Origin of the sequence: Pseudomonas sp. PSB18 (genome assembly GCF_014596565.1) — a bacterium.
Classification (GTDB): Bacteria; Pseudomonadota; Gammaproteobacteria; order Pseudomonadales; family Pseudomonadaceae; genus Aquipseudomonas.
In genome coordinates, this window is the sequence record NZ_NOIN01000001.1 from 687443 (window position 1) to 703531 (window position 16089).

The window sequence follows — 16089 nt, forward strand, 5'->3', positions numbered from 1 at the left end:
GTGGTTCACCATTCCATGGACATCAGATTCACCCAACGGCTGTCATACAAGCAGGCCCGACTGACCGTCCTGGTGGGCTTCGTGTTGGGTACGTTGCTCAGCCTGATACAGATAGGCATCGATTATGCCAGCGAAGACGCGTCGATCAACCGCGAGATCCTGTCGTTGCTGGAAATCAGCCACAACCCGGCCTCGCGCATCGCCTACAACATCGACGCCGAACTGGCCCAGGAACTGGCCCTGGGCTTGTTGCGTTCGCCAGCCATCATCGGCGCCAAGCTGGTCGACAACAACAATACCGTGCTGGCCGACGTCAAACGGCCCGAGTTGCAGAACAGTTACCGTTTCATCAGCGATTTTCTGTTTGGTGCCCAGCGCCAATTCGAAGACCGGCTCTACCTGGACCATCTGCCCAGCGAATCCCTGGGCGTACTGCGACTGGACGTCGACACTTATGCGTTCGGCAGTCGCTTCTTGCGTCGGGCCGAGATCACGCTGCTCAACGGGTTCGCCCGCAGCCTGATCCTGACCGGCCTGCTACTGGCCCTGTTCTATGTGATGCTGACCAAGCCCCTGGTACGGGTCATCCGCGAGCTGAGCAGCCGCGACCCGGGCAGTAATGAACAAAGCAACCTGGAATGCCCTTCCGGCCACCAATACGACGAAATCGGCGTACTGGTGTCGGTCGCCAACCAGCAGTTCGAAAATATCTCCACCGAAATCCAGCAGCGGCGCATGGCCGAAAACCGCCTGACCGAATACCTGGCGCAGTTGGAAAACATCGTCTCGGCTCGGACCGCCGAACTCAAGGCCATCAACGCCCGCCTCAGCCAGTCCAACGAAGAGCTGGAAGTGGCCAGGCGTACCGCCCTGGACATGGCCGAAGCACGCTCCGCGTTCCTGGCCAGCATGAGCCACGAGATCCGCACGCCACTGAATGGCTTGCTGGGCATGATCGCCCTGTCCCTGGACGGTCCCCTGACCGCCGAACAACAGCAACAGCTATCGATCGCCCATGACTCCGGCAAGGTCTTGGTCGAGCTGCTCAACGACATTCTCGACCTGTCGAAATTCGACGCCGGCCAATTGGAACTCGAACGCATCCCGTTCGACCTCGGCTCCCTGATCGAAGACACGGCCAACCTGCTTTCGCAGAATGCCGCCCCCAGCGTCGAGCTGGCCTGCCTGATTGAGCCGCAATTCCCGGCGCAAGTGCTCGGCGACCCGACCCGTGTGCGCCAGATCGTCAGCAACCTGTTGTCCAATGCCCTCAAATTCACCCGCTTCGGCCGGGTCGATGTGCGATTGAGCGCTTATGAAGGCGGAGTGCGGATCGAGGTCTGCGATACAGGCATCGGCATTCCCCAGGATGCCCAGGCGAGAATCTTCCAGCCATTTACCCAGGCCGGTGCCGGCATTACCCGCCAGTTCGGTGGCACCGGGCTGGGCCTGGCGCTGACCAACAACCTCTGCGAAGCCATGCAGGGCCGCTTGACGATCAGCTCCGAAGCCGGCTTCGGCAGCCAGTTCTGCGCTGACCTGCCCCTGCCCTGTCATACACCGGCGGCGCCGGTCGAACCCTTGCGCGGCAATATCGTCGCCATTACCGCCAACAGCAGCGGACTGGCCGAATTGTTGGAGATGCTGTTGCCGGGCTGGGGGTTGGAGTATTTGAGACGCTCGGTGGATGACAGCTTGCTGGGCCTCAAGCCTGATGTCCTGATCACCGACTGCCCTGAGTGCCTGTTCAACTTGCGGCCAACCTTCAACGCACCGATCCTGCTCGTCACCGCCTACGGCAGCTTCATGCCCAGCGAACAGGCCGCCGCCCTGGCCCCGCTGCTTCAACAGGCCCGACCATTGGCGCGTCATGCGCTGTATCAGATCCTGCGTCGTGCCCTGCAAAGCGAGACGACCACCATCAATGACACGCAGATCGAAGCCCTGCCACCATCCAAGCGTGCACGGGTGCTGCTGGTGGAGGACAATCCGGTCAACCAATTGGTCGCCAAGGGCATGCTGGTCAAGCTCGGCTGCGAAGTGCTTGTCGCCGCCCATGGCGCCGAGGCCCTGGATCAACTCGAACGGAGCACTTTCGACCTGGTGCTGATGGACTGCAACATGCCGGTGATGGACGGCTACGAAGCCAGTCGGCAGATTCGCCGCAGCGGTCGCTGGCCGGACCTGCCGATTGTCGCGCTGACGGCCAACGCCATGCCCGAGGAACGGGAACGCTGCCGGGGTGCCGGCATGACTGATTACCTGTCCAAGCCATTCCGCCGCGAAGAACTGGCGGCGATGCTGGATCAATGGGTGCCGACTACGTCAGCGCTTTGATCTGTCCCAGCAGATGATCGAGACCGTTACGCAATTCCCCCAGGCGGTCGAGATCAATCCCGCTGTCGCACAGCAGACGGGCCTTGAGGGGACCGACCTGCTCGCGCAACGCCCGCCCCGTCGGGGACAGGCTCAGGTGCACCTCCCGCTCGTCCCGGGCCGAACGCTGGCGCTGGACCAGGTCCAGTTGCTCCAGGCGCTTGAGCAGCGGCGTCAACGTGCCGGAATCCAGCAGCAGCCGTTCGCCCAGGGCTTTGACCGTGGGTTGTTCCGGCGCAGTGTCCTGCCATTCCCACAACACCAGCATCGCCAGGTATTGCGGGTAGGTCAGGCCGAGCTGGTCGAGCATCGGCTTGTAGCCCCGGATCACAGCCCGCGAAGCGGCGTACAGCTTGAAGCACAACTGGCTGTCGAGCTTCAGCGAATCGACGGGCACGTCATTCATTTGAGCAGGGCTTCGATCTCATGGGTCAGGTCCTGGGGTTTGGTGGTCGGGGCGAAACGCTTGACCACCTGACCGTCCTTGCCGACCAGGAACTTGGTGAAATTCCACTTGATGCCCTTGGACCCGAGCACGCCGGGCGCCCGCTGCTTGAGCTGGACAAACAGCGGATGGGCGTTGGCACCGTTGACTTCGATTTTCTTGAACAACGGAAAACTCACGCCGAAGTTCAGCTCGCAGAACTCGGAAATCGCCCCTTCATTGCCCGGTTCCTGCTTGCCGAATTGATTGCAGGGAAAGCCCAACACCACCAGGCCGCGATCCTTGTAGGTTTGCCACAACTGCTCAAGCCCCTTGTACTGCGGGGTGAAACCGCACTGACTGGCGGTGTTGACCACCAGCACGGCCTTGCCGGCGAAATCGGCCAGGGTCTTTTGCTCCCCCTTGATGGTGGTGCAGGGAATGCTCAGCAGGTTGTCGCTCATGGCAAGGCTCCGAAGAAATGGGACTGGCGTACAAAATAGCGAGCAATTCAATTGTGTGCAATTTAATTATCCAGATACCTCCATAGGTCCTGACACAAACCTGCGGCGAGGGGATTCATCCCCGCTGGGCTGCGCAGCAGCCCCAATAGGCGTCCCCCTGAAGCACCAGGCTGATGCATCCCTCGTTGGGGTCGATGCGCAACCCAGCGGGGATTTATCCCCTCGCCATAAATCTATGTGCGGGGAACGAGATCCAGGCACACCGAGTTAATGCAATAACGCAAGCCCGTGGGTGGCGGGCCGTCGGGAAATACATGACCCAGGTGGGCATCACACTTGGCGCAAACCACTTCGGTGCGGATCATGCCGTGGCTGACATCCCGGACCTCCACCACCGCGCTGCCCTCGATGGGCGCGTAGAAACTCGGCCAGCCGCAACCGGAATCGAATTTGGTCTGCGAATCGAACAGCGGCTCATTGCAACAGATGCAGTGGTACACACCGTCGGTCTTGGTGCCGTTGTACTTACCCGAGAACGGCCGTTCGGTGCCCTTCAACCGACAGACGTTGTACTGCTCCGGGTCGAGCATGGCGCGCCATTCCTCAAGGGTTTTCTCCAACTTTTCCATCGTCCCACCTCGGCAATTGAAAAAGCCCGATCCCGACGCTTTTCCGCGGGTCGGGCGGCACGTATGATTGCGCCTCGTCAGCGCCAGTCTGGCAGTCGCGCCATGGGTATTCAAACGGATTGTGACGCCCATGCCGCGTCAGGCTTGCCACAGACGCAGGATCACCAGTACGGCCGTTCACACGCCGCCTGGATCGTTCATCTTCGGGAACACATCGCCATGCAGGTCAGCAAATCGAACAAGCTCGCCAACGTCTGCTACGACATTCGCGGCCCGGTGCTCAAGCACGCCAAACGCCTGGAAGAGGAAGGCCATCGCATCCTCAAGCTGAACATCGGCAACCCGGCGCCCTTTGGTTTCGAAGCGCCCGATGAAATCCTCCAGGATGTCATCCGCAACCTGCCGACCGCCCAAGGCTACAGCGACTCCAAGGGCCTGTTCAGCGCACGCAAGGCCGTGATGCAGTACTACCAGCAGAAGCAGGTCGAAGGCGTCGGTATCGAAGACATCTACCTGGGCAACGGGGTCTCCGAGCTGATCGTGATGTCCATGCAGGCCTTGCTCAACAACGGCGACGAAGTGCTGGTGCCAGCGCCGGACTACCCGCTCTGGACCGCCGCCGTGAGCCTGTCCGGTGGCAACCCGGTGCATTACCTGTGCGACGAACAGGCCAACTGGTTCCCGGACCTTGCGGATATCAAGGCCAAGATCACGCCGAACACCAAGGCACTGGTCATCATCAACCCGAACAACCCGACCGGTGCGGTGTACTCCAGGGAAGTGCTGCTCGGCATGCTCGAACTTGCTCGCCAGCACAACCTCGTGGTGTTTTCCGACGAGATCTACGACAAGATCCTGTACGACGATGCCGTGCACATCTGCACCGCATCCCTGGCACCGGACCTGCTGTGCCTGACCTTCAACGGCTTGTCCAAATCCTACCGGGTGGCGGGTTTCCGCTCCGGCTGGATTGCCATCTCCGGCCCCAAGCACCATGCCCAGAGCTACATCGAAGGCATCGACATGCTGGCCAACATGCGTCTGTGCGCCAACGTACCGAGCCAGCACGCGATCCAGACGGCGCTGGGCGGCTACCAGAGCATCAATGACCTGGTCCTGCCGGCAGGCCGGTTGCTGGAACAGCGCAACCGCACCTGGGAACTGCTCAACGACATTCCCGGCGTCAGCTGCGTCAAGCCGATGGGCGCGCTGTATGCCTTCCCGCGGATCGATCCGAAGGTCTGCCCGATCCACAACGATGAAAAATTCGTGCTCGACCTGCTGCTGTCGGAAAAACTGCTGATCGTCCAGGGCACGGCGTTCAACTGGCCGTGGCCAGACCATTTCCGCGTCGTGACCCTGCCACGGGTCGACGATCTGGAGCAGGCGATCGGCCGGATCGGCAATTTCCTCAAGTCCTACCGCCAGTAAGCCGTAGCGCGCGAGGCGTCTCGCCTCGCGCGCTGTTTGATTCAGCAACATATCCGTTCCGCTGGCCCCGGCAGGCCTTCTACACTGAACCCTCAACCGCGGGCGGGCGGCGCGGCCCAACGTTCACGGGGCAAGGGCGGCATCCGGCTTTTCCTCAGTGACTTTCAGAAAAGTCTTTCATTCATTTAGGACGGCTGTAGGACACAGTTTGAAATAGTCGCTGAGTTGAATAGCCTGCGGCAGCACCTTATATACCCCGCATAACGCTACATCTTTAGCATGAGGAGATTGCTACCACCATGATGCGCATCCTGCTGTTCTTGGCCACTAACCTGGCGGTCGTGCTGATTGCCAGCATCACCCTGAGCCTTTTCGGCTTCAACGGGTTCATGGCGGCCAATGGGGTTGACCTCAACCTCAATCAGCTGCTGATCTTCTGTGCGGTGTTCGGCTTCGCCGGTTCCCTGTTCTCGCTGTTCATCTCCAAGTGGATGGCGAAGATGAGCACCAGCACGCAGATCATCAGCCAGCCGCGCACTCGTCACGAGCAATGGCTGCTGCAAACCGTCGAGCAGCTGTCCCGTGAGGCCGGTATCAAGATGCCGGAAGTCGGAATTTTCCCGGCCTACGAGGCCAACGCCTTCGCCACGGGCTGGAACAAGAACGACGCACTGGTTGCCGTCAGCCAGGGCCTGCTCGAGCGGTTTTCCCCGGATGAAGTCAAGGCCGTGCTGGCCCACGAGATCGGTCACGTCGCCAACGGCGACATGGTGACCCTCGCCTTGATCCAGGGTGTGGTGAACACCTTCGTGATGTTCTTTGCCCGCATCATCGGCAACTTCGTCGACAAGGTGATCTTCAAGAACGAAGAAGGCCAGGGCATCGCCTACTACGTGGCGACCATCTTCGCCGAACTGGTACTGGGCATCCTCGCCAGCGCCATCGTCATGTGGTTCTCGCGCAAGCGCGAATTCCGCGCCGACGACGCAGGCGCACGACTGGCCGGCACCAGCGCCATGATCGGCGCCCTGCAACGCCTGCGTGCCGAGCAAGGTTTGCCGGTCCATATGCCCGACACCTTGAATGCCTTTGGCATCAACGGTGGCATCAAGCAGGGCCTGGCTCGCCTGTTCATGAGCCACCCGCCGCTGGAAGAGCGTATCGACGCCCTGCGTCGCCGCGGCTGATCGGTTCGAGCGCAAAGAGGAAACCCGCAACGATGCGATGATCGTTCCCACGCTCTGCGTGGGAACGCCTCAACGGACGCTCCGCGCTCGGCCTTTAGGAACGCAGAGCTTCCCAGGCTGCATTCCCACGCAGAGCATGGGAACGATCACCCACTACTCAGCGATTGGAAACCCGATAAACCCGCTCATCCAGCCTGGTCACGCCAGACTGAATGAACTTCCAGCTTTCCTCCAGCACATCCTCCTCCTGCAACACCTCCAACTGCCAGTGGTTCCCCAGCAACCGCTGCACTTCATCATCACTTACAGAAAATGGTGGACCGGACATTTCAGCCTGGTTGTATTCAAGGGTGATCAGCAATCCGGCGCAGCTTGGCAGGAGGCTTTGCAGATGCGCCGCGTACCGCTCACGCATGGGCGCAGGCAAGGCTATCAACGCCGCGCGATCGTAAAGCGCCGTGCAACCGACCATATCTTCCGGGCTCAAGGCAAAGAAATCACCGCAGCGGATTTCGATGTCCCCGGCACGAAACACCTTGAAAGCCCCCTCCTCGCTCACACTCGGCGTCAACTGATGCTCATCGAAAAAGTCGGTGATGGCTTTTTCCGACAGCTCCACCCCCAATACTGAGTGCCCTTGATGGGCAAGCCACAACAGATCCAGGGTTTTGCCACACAACGGCACCAGCACCCGGCTGCCCTGCTCCAAGCCCATTTGTGGCCAGAAACGTTGCAGGTAGGGGTTCACCTCCAACGAATGAAAACCGATCTGATTCGTTGACCAACGCTTATGCCAAAACTCGGGCTCCATGATTCTCTCCAAAAATTCGATCAAAACAGGTTAAAACTTATATTAGATTTAGATCATTGACCTGACAGAAGATGATCGCATCTTAACGCTCAGGAGCTCGTCCATGCTGCCCAGCCTGTTTATCTCCCACGGCTCACCGATGCTTGCACTCGAGCCCGGCGACAGCGGCCCTGCGCTGGCTCGCCTGGCCGCGCAATTGCCCAGGCCTACGGCCATCGTCATTGTGTCCGCCCATTGGGAAAGCAGCGAGCTGTTGGTCAGCGCCAATCCACGGCCGCGCACCTGGCACGACTTCGGTGGCTTCCCACCGGCCCTGTACCAGGTGCAATACCCCGCGCCGGGCGATCCGGAACTGGCAGCCCGGGTGGCAGACCTGCTCAACGCCGCGCACCTGCCGGCACGTCTCGACGCCCAGCGGCCATCCGACCATGGCGTCTGGGTACCGTTATCCTTGATGTATCCCCAGGCCGACATCCCGGTGGTGCAGGTTTCCTTGCCCAGCGACCAGGGGCCTGCGCTGCAGACACGGGTCGGCCAGGCGCTTGCGAGCCTGCGCCAGCAGGGCGTCCTGTTGATTGGCTCAGGCAGTATCACCCACAACCTGCACGACCTGGACTGGAACGCCGGCCCCGAGAGCGTCGAGCCTTGGGCGAAGGACTTCCGCGACTGGATCGTGGATAAACTGGCAGCCGACGACGAGGCCGCCCTGCATGATTACCGCCGCCAGGCCCCCAATGCCGTGCGCAGCCACCCCAGCGACGAGCACCTGCTGCCGCTGTATTTTGCCCGGGGTGCTGGCGCAAGGTTCAGCGTAGCCCATGAGGGGTTCACGATGGGAACGCTGGGGATGGACATCTACCGGTTCGATTGACAGGCGAACCGGGTCGCTCCTTCGCGAGCAGGCTCGCTCCCACATTGAATCTTTGCGACCAGCAAACGACAGGCATAAAAAATCCCCGAACCAGTCGGGGATTTTTCATGCTCGATCAATCAACCCAAGGGTCGATCAGTCTTCGCGATAGCGACGCAGCTTGAGTTGCTTGCCGGCTACGCGAGTGTCCTTGAGCTTGGTCAGCAATTTCTCCAGACCATCTTCCGGCAGTTCCACCAGGCTGAAGCTGTCACGCACCTGGATGCGACCGATGGCTTCACGGGCCAGGCCACCCTCGTTGAGGATCGCGCCCAGCAGGTTCTTGGCGGCGATGCCGTCACGAGCACCCAACGCGGTACGGCAACGGGCACGGCCTTCGGCCAGCGGGATCGGTGCACGACGCTCACGATCACCACGGTCCGGGCGGTCACCGCTACGCTCGGGACGATCGCCACGTGGCGCGCTGTTCGGCACCAGAGGACGTTCCTTCTCGATTGCAGCCAGGTTCAGCGCCTGACCATTGGTAGCCTTGCGCAGCAGGGCGGCGGCCAGGGCACGTGGGCTGCAACCGATATCGGCAGTCAGGCGATCGAGCAGATCACCGTGGGTCGATTCGGCATCAGCCACCAGCGGCGACAGGCTGTTGGTCAGCTTCTTGATGCGAGCATCGAGAACGGCCTGGGCATCCGGCAGGCGAACTTCAGCCACCTTCTGCCCGGTGACACGCTCGATCACCTGCAGCATGCGGCGCTCGCGCGGCGTCACCAGCAACAGTGCGCGACCTTCGCGACCGGCACGACCGGTACGACCGATACGGTGAACGTAGGATTCCGGATCGTACGGCATGTCCACGTTGAATACGTGGGTGATGCGCGGAACGTCCAGGCCACGGGCAGCAACGTCAGTCGCCACAACGATGTCCAGGCGGCCATCCTTGAGGGAGTCGATCACGCGCTCACGCTGGTTCTGGGCAATGTCACCGTTCAGCGCAGCGGCTTTGTAGCCTTTGGCTTCCAGGGCGCTGGCCAGGTCCAGGGTCGCTTGCTTGGTGCGCACGAACATGATCAGGGCGTCGAAGTCTTCCACTTCCAGCAAGCTGAGGACTGCGGAGGTCTTCTGGTCAGCGTGAACCAACAGGTGAGCCTGTTCGATCGCAGTGACGGTCTGGGTCTTGCTCTGGATCTTGACGTGTTTCGGGTCCTTCAGGTGACGCTCGGCGATCGCACGGATCGACTGCGGCAGGGTGGCCGAGAACAGTACGGTCTGACGGGTTTCCGGCATGGCCTTGAAGATCACTTCCAGGTCGTCCATGAAGCCCAGCTTGAGCATTTCGTCGGCTTCGTCGAGAACCAGGTGGTTCACGGTGGCCAGGACTTTTTCGTCGCGACGCAGGTGGTCGCACAGACGGCCCGGGGTGGCGACAACGATCTGTGCGCCATTACGGATGGCTTTCAATTGTGGGCCCATCGGCGCGCCGCCGTAGACAGCCACAACCGTTACGCCCGGCATTTGCTTGGCGTAGGTTTCGAAAGCAGTTGCAACTTGCAGCGCCAACTCACGGGTTGGGGCCAGGATCAGAGCTTGCGGCTCGCGCTTGGACGGATCAATGCGGTGCAGGATAGGCAAGGCGAACGCGGCGGTCTTACCCGTACCGGTTTGCGCCTGGCCAATCATATCGTGACCGGCGAGAATGATCGGGATCGACTGCTGCTGAATGGCCGAAGGCTCTTCATAGCCGGTAGCGACTACTGCAGCGACAATATTGGGATGAAGTTCAAGAGCGGCGAAGCCGCCGATTTCCTGGGTCATGGGTCTGCCTCTAAGTGCATCCGCAAAGACCCATGCTCCAAAGCTGCACATGCCGTGTTGAGACTCAAGAGTCGCCCTGGCAGCTTTGTCGGCGGGGATTTGCGAAAACGAATGAATGAAAAAGAACGTCGTGGAAGCATCCGTTGTGTGGACATGCAACCGAAGCTGACTTCGAAATTGCGCTACCTTGACGCGGCCCGGCTAAAGGCCGGCGCGCACTATACCGGAATTCGTCCGAAAAGGGAGATTTTTTTAGAGCCGCTAAAACGTTTCACCCATGTGGCGAGGGGATTTATCCCCGCTGGACTGCGAAGCAGGCCCATAGGGTTTTAAAGCCAACGCTTGCTTGGCAGCCGAGCGGGGATAAATCCCCTCGCCACAGGGTTCTCGGTTGTATCAGGTTGCCGGTCGGATAGCCTTGATCAACGGCAGCAACGAATAGCCCAGCCGTGGCGCCAACGCTTCGGCGCGGGCGATCAGTCCTTCCATGTCCATCGCCTGCTCCAGGTCCGCCGGCACGATCAGGATCACATTGCCCTCCTTCACCGGCAGTTCCCAGTAGTGCCGGTGGTACAGGCCACGCAACAACGCCGCGCCCAGCGGCTTGCCGTCGTCGGTGGCCCATTGGTTGATGACCAGCCAGCCACCGGGGTTCAGCCGCTTCTGGCAGTTTTCCAGGAACCCCCAGGCCAGGTGGCCGACGCCGGGGCCGACATCGGTGTAGAGGTCGACGAAGATCAGGTCCGCAGGCTCAGCGGTTTCCAACAACTCCAAGGCGTCGCCGACACGGATGTACAGCCGTGGATCGTCATCCAGCCCCAGGTACTCGATGGCCAGGCGCGGCACGTCGGGGCGCAGTTCGATGGCCTCGACGTCTTCCAGCGGCAGGAACCTGAGGCAGGCCTGGGTCAGCGTACCGGCGCCCAACCCCAGGAACAGCGCGCTTTCCGGCTGCTCGTGGCACAACGCGCCGATCAGCATCGCGCGGGTGTAGTCATACTCGAGCCAGCTCGGATCGGCCGTGAACACGCAGCTCTGCTCGATGGCATCGCCGAATTCGAGAAACCGGTAATCGGCCACTTCGAAGACGCGGATCATACCGAACTCGTCGTGCACCTCGGCGAGCAGATGCTCGACGCGCTCCTCTGTCATTTCATCTCCTGATGCTTGCCGGGCGGGCTGCGGCAAAAGCGCGATTGTCGACCAAGCGACGGGAACAGGTCACGCACTAATTTGCTGATAACATGGCCGTCCGAGCGTCAATCACCTAGAGATCATGATGAGCCAACCCTGGAGCCCTGACAGCTGGCGCGCCCTGCCGATCCAGCAACAACCCCACTACCCCGACGCGGCGCATCTGCTGCAGGTCGAGCAGACCCTCGCCAGCTATCCGCCGCTGGTGTTTGCCGGGGAAGCCCGGGAACTGCGCCGCCAGTTCGCCGAAGTCACCCAGGGCCGGGCCTTTTTGCTGCAAGGCGGCGATTGCGCCGAAAGCTTCGCGGAGTTCTCCGCGGCGAAGATCCGCGACACCTTCAAGGTGCTGTTGCAGATGGCGATCGTCATGACCTTTGCCGCCGGTTGCCCGGTGGTCAAGGTCGGGCGCATGGCCGGGCAGTTCGCCAAGCCACGTTCGGCCAACGATGAAACCATCGACGGCGTGACCCTGCCGGCCTATCGGGGCGATATCGTCAACGGCATCGGCTTCGACGAGCAGAGCCGCGTACCGGACCCGGAACGCCTGCTGCAGTCCTACCACCAGTCCACTGCCACCTTGAACCTGCTGCGGGCCTTCGCCCAGGGCGGGTTTGCAGACTTGCACCAGGTGCACAAGTGGAACCTGGATTTCATCGCCAACTCGGCCCTGGCGGAAAAATACAGCCACCTGGCCGACCGCATCGACGAAACCCTGGCGTTCATGCGCGCCTGCGGCATGGACAGTTCTCCGCAACTGCGTGAAACCAGCTTCTTCACCGCCCACGAAGCGCTGCTGCTCAATTACGAAGAAGCCTTCGTGCGCCGGGACAGCCTGACCAACGATTATTACGACTGCTCGGCCCACATGCTGTGGATCGGCGACCGCACCCGCCAGTTGGACGGCGCCCATGTCGAATTCCTGCGCGGCGTGAACAACCCGATCGGGGTCAAGGTCGGCCCGAGCATGAACCCTGACGACCTGATCCGCCTGATCGACGTACTCAACCCGGACAACGACCCGGGCCGGCTGAACCTGATCGCGCGGATGGGCGCGAACAAGGTCGGTGATCATCTACCGCAGCTATTGCGCGCCGTGCAACGCGAAGGCAAGCAGGTGCTGTGGAGCTCCGACCCCATGCATGGCAACACCATCAAGGCCAGCAGCGGCTACAAGACCCGGGATTTCGCGCAGATCCTTGGCGAAGTGAAACAGTTCTTCCAGGTCCATGAAGCCGAAGGCACCTATGCTGGCGGCATTCACATCGAGATGACCGGGCAGAACGTCACTGAATGCATCGGCGGCGCGCGGCCGATTACTGAAGATGGGCTGTCGGACCGTTACCACACCCACTGCGATCCGCGGATGAATGCCGACCAGTCGCTGGAACTGGCGTTCCTGATTGCCGAGACGTTGAAGCAGGTTCGGCGCTAACGTCTTTCAGATCGCCATCGCGAGCAGGCTCGCTCCCACAGGTGTTTCGGTGAACAACATTTGTGAACAGCACGATCAATGTGGGAGCGAGCCTGCTCGCGATGGGGCCGGATCAATCACCCGAGATCTCGGCCAACACCCCCGCCAACCGAACCCCACTCGCCCGCCGGCAATTGAGCTGAACCCGCTCCAATCCCAACCAGTCGGCCATGCGCCGCAGGTTCATCGCCAACACCTGTATTCCCTCCTCGTCCAACCCCGGCTGCTCCTCGTGCACGGCGTGCACCGCCAACCGGCCATGGGCTCGCTCTGCCCGCAGGTCCACCCGAGCGGCAATGCGTTCGTTGTGCAGGAACGGCAACACGTAATAGCCATACACCCGCTTGTGGGCCGGGGTGTAGATTTCCAGTCGATAACGGAAGTCGAACAGCCGTTCGGTGCGACTGCGCTCCCAGACCAGCGAATCGAATGGCGAGAGCAAGGCGCTGGTCGTCACGTTGCGGGGAATTTTTCCATCCGGCAGGCACCAGGCCGGTTGTTTCCAACCTTGCACCTGGCAGCGCCACAACTCGCCGGTTTCCTCCAGCTCGGCCAGGCGCGCACGGCTGTCGGCCGGATCGAGGCGGAAATAGTCGCGCAGATCTTTCTCGGTCCCTACGCCCAATGCCCCAGCGGCATGCAACAGCAAGGCGCGTTGGGCCTGGGCCTCGTCCGGAACCGGTTGTTCCAGGACCGAGGCCGGAAGTACCCGCTCCGGCAAATCGTAGAGCCGCTCGAAGCCGCGCCGCCCGGCCACCGTGACTTCACCCGCGGCGAACAACCATTCCAGCGCATGCTTCTCGGCACTCCAGTCCCACCAGGGGCCGGCCTTTTCCGCCCGTGTGGATAGACTGCCGGCACCCAAGGCACCTTGCTCCCTGACCGCCGTCAGAACACGGCGGATAACATCCTGCCGCTCACGACCGAATCGCGCCAATTGTTGATAGATGCCTTCGCCACGGGCCGCACGGGCCATGCGCCAGCGCATCAGCGGATACATCGACAGGGGCAACAACGACGCTTCGTGCCCCCAGTATTCGAACAGCGTGCGACGCCGCCCCTGGCTCCAGGCCGCTTGATCGAGCAATTCGGGGTTGTAGTGACCGAGGCGGGAAAACAGCGGGAGATAATGCGAACGTACCAGCGCATTGACCGAATCGATCTGCAGCACGCCGAGGCGTTCGATCAGGCGGTTGAGACGTGCGGGTTGCACCGAAGCCGGCGGCAGCCGCCCATTGAATCCCTGGGCGGCCAACGCCAGACGCCGGGCCTGTTTGAGGGTAAAGGATACAGTCGCGGGCATGGAGATCTCCTTCTCTGCTCGCAACCTACCTCACCAGTGATCGATTTGTGTAGGGAGGGATGGCTCATTTGTGCATTGGGTCATCCCAGAATGGCCGAACCACTTCCTGTTCAACATCTGCACGGCTGACGCCAATGTCCTTGAGCGCCTCGTCGCTCAGACCGGCGAGCAGTTCGCGCTCGTGGTGCAATTCGTACCAGCGGCTAAACTTGTGCAGCAGGTCGCTGAGGGAAAAATGGAATGAATGTCTATCTATCGATACGTATCCTTTCTGACCTTTCATCGTGATGTCCTCCGTTGGGGGTGGTTCAAGTCTCGCCCCAAGGCTAAGATCAATCCAACGAATGTTTCTTATGCAATACATCTCGGAGATTGATCAATTGTCGAGTTACCCGAGCATCGATACGGAAGTGCTGCGGACCTTCGTCGCCATTGCCGACCAGGGCGGTTTCACCCGCGCCGGTGAATTGGTCAACCGCACCCAGTCCGCCGTCAGCATGCAGATGAAGCGCCTCGAAGAAGATGTATTGCAGCGGCGGTTGTTCGAGCGTGATGGGCGCCAGGTCAAGCTCACCGCCGAAGGCCAGGTGCTGCTGGGGTATGCCCGGCGCATCCTCAAGCTGCACAGCGAGGTGTTCAATACCCTGCGCGAACCGCATATGGTCGGCACCGTGCGCATCGGCACGCCGGATGACTACGTGATGCGCTTCCTGCCCGGCATCCTGCAGCGCTTCGCCCAGTTCTATCCGCTGATCGAAATTGAAGTGCACTGCGAGTCGTCCAAGCAGTTGTTGCTGCGCCAGGACCTGGACCTGTCCATCGTTACCCGTAAACCAGGGGATGAAATCGGCCAGCTATTGCGCAAGGAACGCTTTGTCTGGGCCGAAGCGGCCTGTTTCAGTGCCCATGAGAAAACACCACTGCCGCTGGCGATGTTCAATAGCGATTGTTTCTGCCGGCAATGGGCCTGCAATGCGCTGGATGCCATGGGCCGCGAATATCGCGTGGCCTACAACAGTTCCAGCCTGTCGGCACTCATGGCAGTGGTAGGCGCGGGATTGGCGATCACCGCGCAACTGGAAAGCCTGCTGACGCCGGACATGCGCGTGCTCGGTGAGGCCGAAAACCTGCCGGAACTGCCGGAGGCCAGCATCATGCTGATCCGTAACCTGCATAATCCGTCGCCCATCACCGAGTGCCTGGCCGAGCACATCGTCGAAGGCTTCAAACTTTAAAGGCGAGCAGCACCGCACACAGCACCAGAAAACCGCAGAACAACCCGCGCAATAGCCGCTCCGGCATGGCGTGGGCGACTTTCACGCCCCAGCTGATGCTCAGCAAACCGCCAACGGCCAGCGGCAAGCCGATCCACCAGTCCACTTGATGGTGGAATGCATAAGTGGCCAACGTCACGCCGGTACTGGGCAAGGCCAGTGACAGCGACAATCCCTGGGCGACCACCTGGGTGGTGCCGAACAGGCTGGTCAGGATCGGCGTCGCAACCACAGCGCCGCCGACACCGAACAGACCACCCATGGTCCCGGACGCGGCCCCCAACACACCCAGCCATGGCCAGCCATAACGCATCTGCGCAGAAGCCGGCGCGGTAGCGGTGAACATGCGGGTCAGGTTATAGGCCGCCAGGGCGACCAGGAACGCGACGAAGCCGATGCGCATGCTTTCGGCGTCGACACCTACGGCCCAGATCGAGCCGAGCCAGGCAAAACAGAAACCCATGGACGCCAACGGCAGCACATGACGCAACTCGATGCGGTTGCGCTGGTGATAACGCCACAACGCGAGCATCACATTGGGGACCACCATCACCAGGGCGGTACCTTGAGCAATCTGCTGGTCCAGACCGAACCACACACCCAATACCGGAATCGCGATCAGTCCACCACCGATGCCGAACAATCCCCCCAAGGTGCCCAATGCGGCACCCAATACCAAATACAACGCAACCTCGATCACAGACGATTCCCCCTTCATCAGGGCGTCTATCCTACGCAGTCGGCGCCAGCGGGGGAACGCAACATCTGATCAGAACGTCAGAATTATCTGGCGCCTTAAAGGTTCGCCCGCTAGATTCGTCAGGATTATCGATTGAAGGTTGTGC

At 61.1% G+C, this 16089-nt stretch carries 14 protein-coding genes and 1 pseudogene; 6 read left to right on the top strand and 9 right to left on the bottom strand.

The features are described from left to right. Nucleotides 1-15: 15 nt before the first annotated feature. Nucleotides 16-2337: a response regulator gene (locus tag CGA22_RS03020; protein ID WP_041020688.1), complete on the top strand. Its 2322-nt coding sequence runs from the start codon at nt 16-18 to the stop codon at nt 2335-2337. On the opposite strand, the gene CGA22_RS03025 is transcribed toward CGA22_RS03020, so the two are convergent. The 3 genes from CGA22_RS03025 to msrB form a co-directional block, all read right to left on the bottom strand. Then, nucleotides 2321-2782, bottom strand: coding sequence for a MarR family winged helix-turn-helix transcriptional regulator (locus tag CGA22_RS03025; protein WP_041020687.1), 462 nt, complete (start codon nt 2780-2782; stop codon nt 2321-2323). The two genes, CGA22_RS03020 and CGA22_RS03025, sit on opposite strands and share 17 nt — an antisense overlap. Continuing rightward, on the bottom strand, nt 2779-3264 hold the full coding sequence (locus CGA22_RS03030) for a glutathione peroxidase (protein WP_041020686.1): 486 nt from the start codon (nt 3262-3264) through the stop codon (nt 2779-2781). The genes CGA22_RS03025 and CGA22_RS03030 overlap by 4 nt, the downstream gene beginning before the upstream one ends. A gap of 233 nt (nt 3265-3497) precedes the next feature. Further along, on the bottom strand, nt 3498-3893 hold the full coding sequence (gene msrB / locus CGA22_RS03035; RefSeq protein ID WP_041020685.1) for a peptide-methionine (R)-S-oxide reductase MsrB: 396 nt from the start codon (nt 3891-3893) through the stop codon (nt 3498-3500). A 219-nt stretch (nt 3894-4112) separates the two neighbouring features. On the opposite strand from msrB, the gene CGA22_RS03040 reads away from it, so the two are divergent. Together CGA22_RS03040 and htpX are read left to right on the top strand one after the other, a co-directional pair. After that, entirely contained in the window at nt 4113-5324 is a 1212-nt protein-coding gene (locus tag CGA22_RS03040; protein ID WP_188258487.1) for a pyridoxal phosphate-dependent aminotransferase, read from the top strand. A gap of 299 nt (nt 5325-5623) precedes the next feature. After that, entirely contained in the window at nt 5624-6511 is an 888-nt protein-coding gene (gene htpX, locus CGA22_RS03045; RefSeq protein ID WP_041020684.1) for a protease HtpX, read from the top strand. A 157-nt stretch (nt 6512-6668) separates the two neighbouring features. Here the strand turns inward: htpX and CGA22_RS03050 are convergent, their stop codons facing one another. After that, on the bottom strand, nt 6669-7322 hold the full coding sequence (locus CGA22_RS03050) for a thiopurine S-methyltransferase (protein WP_041020683.1): 654 nt from the start codon (nt 7320-7322) through the stop codon (nt 6669-6671). A 103-nt stretch (nt 7323-7425) separates the two neighbouring features. Here CGA22_RS03050 and CGA22_RS03055 point away from each other — a divergent pair, with 103 nt between their 5' ends. After that, entirely contained in the window at nt 7426-8193 is a 768-nt protein-coding gene (locus CGA22_RS03055; RefSeq protein WP_041020682.1) for a DODA-type extradiol aromatic ring-opening family dioxygenase, read from the top strand. A gap of 135 nt (nt 8194-8328) precedes the next feature. Here the strand turns inward: CGA22_RS03055 and CGA22_RS03060 are convergent. Together CGA22_RS03060 and CGA22_RS03065 are read right to left on the bottom strand one after the other, a co-directional pair. After that, a pseudogene (locus tag CGA22_RS03060) lies at nt 8329-10036 on the bottom strand (DEAD/DEAH box helicase). Nucleotides 10037-10398: 362 nt separating this feature from the next. After that, nucleotides 10399-11154, bottom strand: coding sequence for a spermidine synthase (locus CGA22_RS03065; protein WP_041020074.1), 756 nt, complete (start codon nt 11152-11154; stop codon nt 10399-10401). A 127-nt stretch (nt 11155-11281) separates the two neighbouring features. On the opposite strand from CGA22_RS03065, the gene CGA22_RS03070 reads away from it, so the two are divergent. Beyond that, nucleotides 11282-12628 carry a class II 3-deoxy-7-phosphoheptulonate synthase gene (locus CGA22_RS03070; RefSeq protein ID WP_041020073.1) on the top strand — a complete coding sequence of 449 codons (1347 nt, stop codon included), beginning with the start codon at nt 11282-11284 and terminating at the stop codon, nt 12626-12628. 112 nt (nt 12629-12740) lie between these two features. On the opposite strand, the gene CGA22_RS03075 is transcribed toward CGA22_RS03070, so the two are convergent. Both CGA22_RS03075 and CGA22_RS03080 read right to left on the bottom strand, forming a co-directional pair. Then, nucleotides 12741-13970 carry a winged helix-turn-helix domain-containing protein gene (locus tag CGA22_RS03075; protein ID WP_041020072.1) on the bottom strand — a complete coding sequence of 410 codons (1230 nt, stop codon included), beginning with the start codon at nt 13968-13970 and terminating at the stop codon, nt 12741-12743. 64 nt (nt 13971-14034) lie between these two features. Further along, nucleotides 14035-14253: a DUF1127 domain-containing protein gene (locus CGA22_RS03080; RefSeq protein ID WP_041020071.1), complete on the bottom strand. Its 219-nt coding sequence runs from the start codon at nt 14251-14253 to the stop codon at nt 14035-14037. A gap of 97 nt (nt 14254-14350) precedes the next feature. Here CGA22_RS03080 and CGA22_RS03085 point away from each other — a divergent pair, with 97 nt between their 5' ends. Then, nucleotides 14351-15205, top strand: a complete 855-nt coding sequence (locus tag CGA22_RS03085) for a LysR substrate-binding domain-containing protein (RefSeq protein WP_024776693.1) — start codon at nt 14351-14353, stop codon at nt 15203-15205. Here the strand turns inward: CGA22_RS03085 and CGA22_RS03090 are convergent. Further along, nucleotides 15195-15962, bottom strand: coding sequence for a sulfite exporter TauE/SafE family protein (locus CGA22_RS03090; RefSeq protein ID WP_223194633.1), 768 nt, complete (start codon nt 15960-15962; stop codon nt 15195-15197). The two genes, CGA22_RS03085 and CGA22_RS03090, sit on opposite strands and share 11 nt — an antisense overlap. Nucleotides 15963-16089 lie beyond the last annotated feature (127 nt).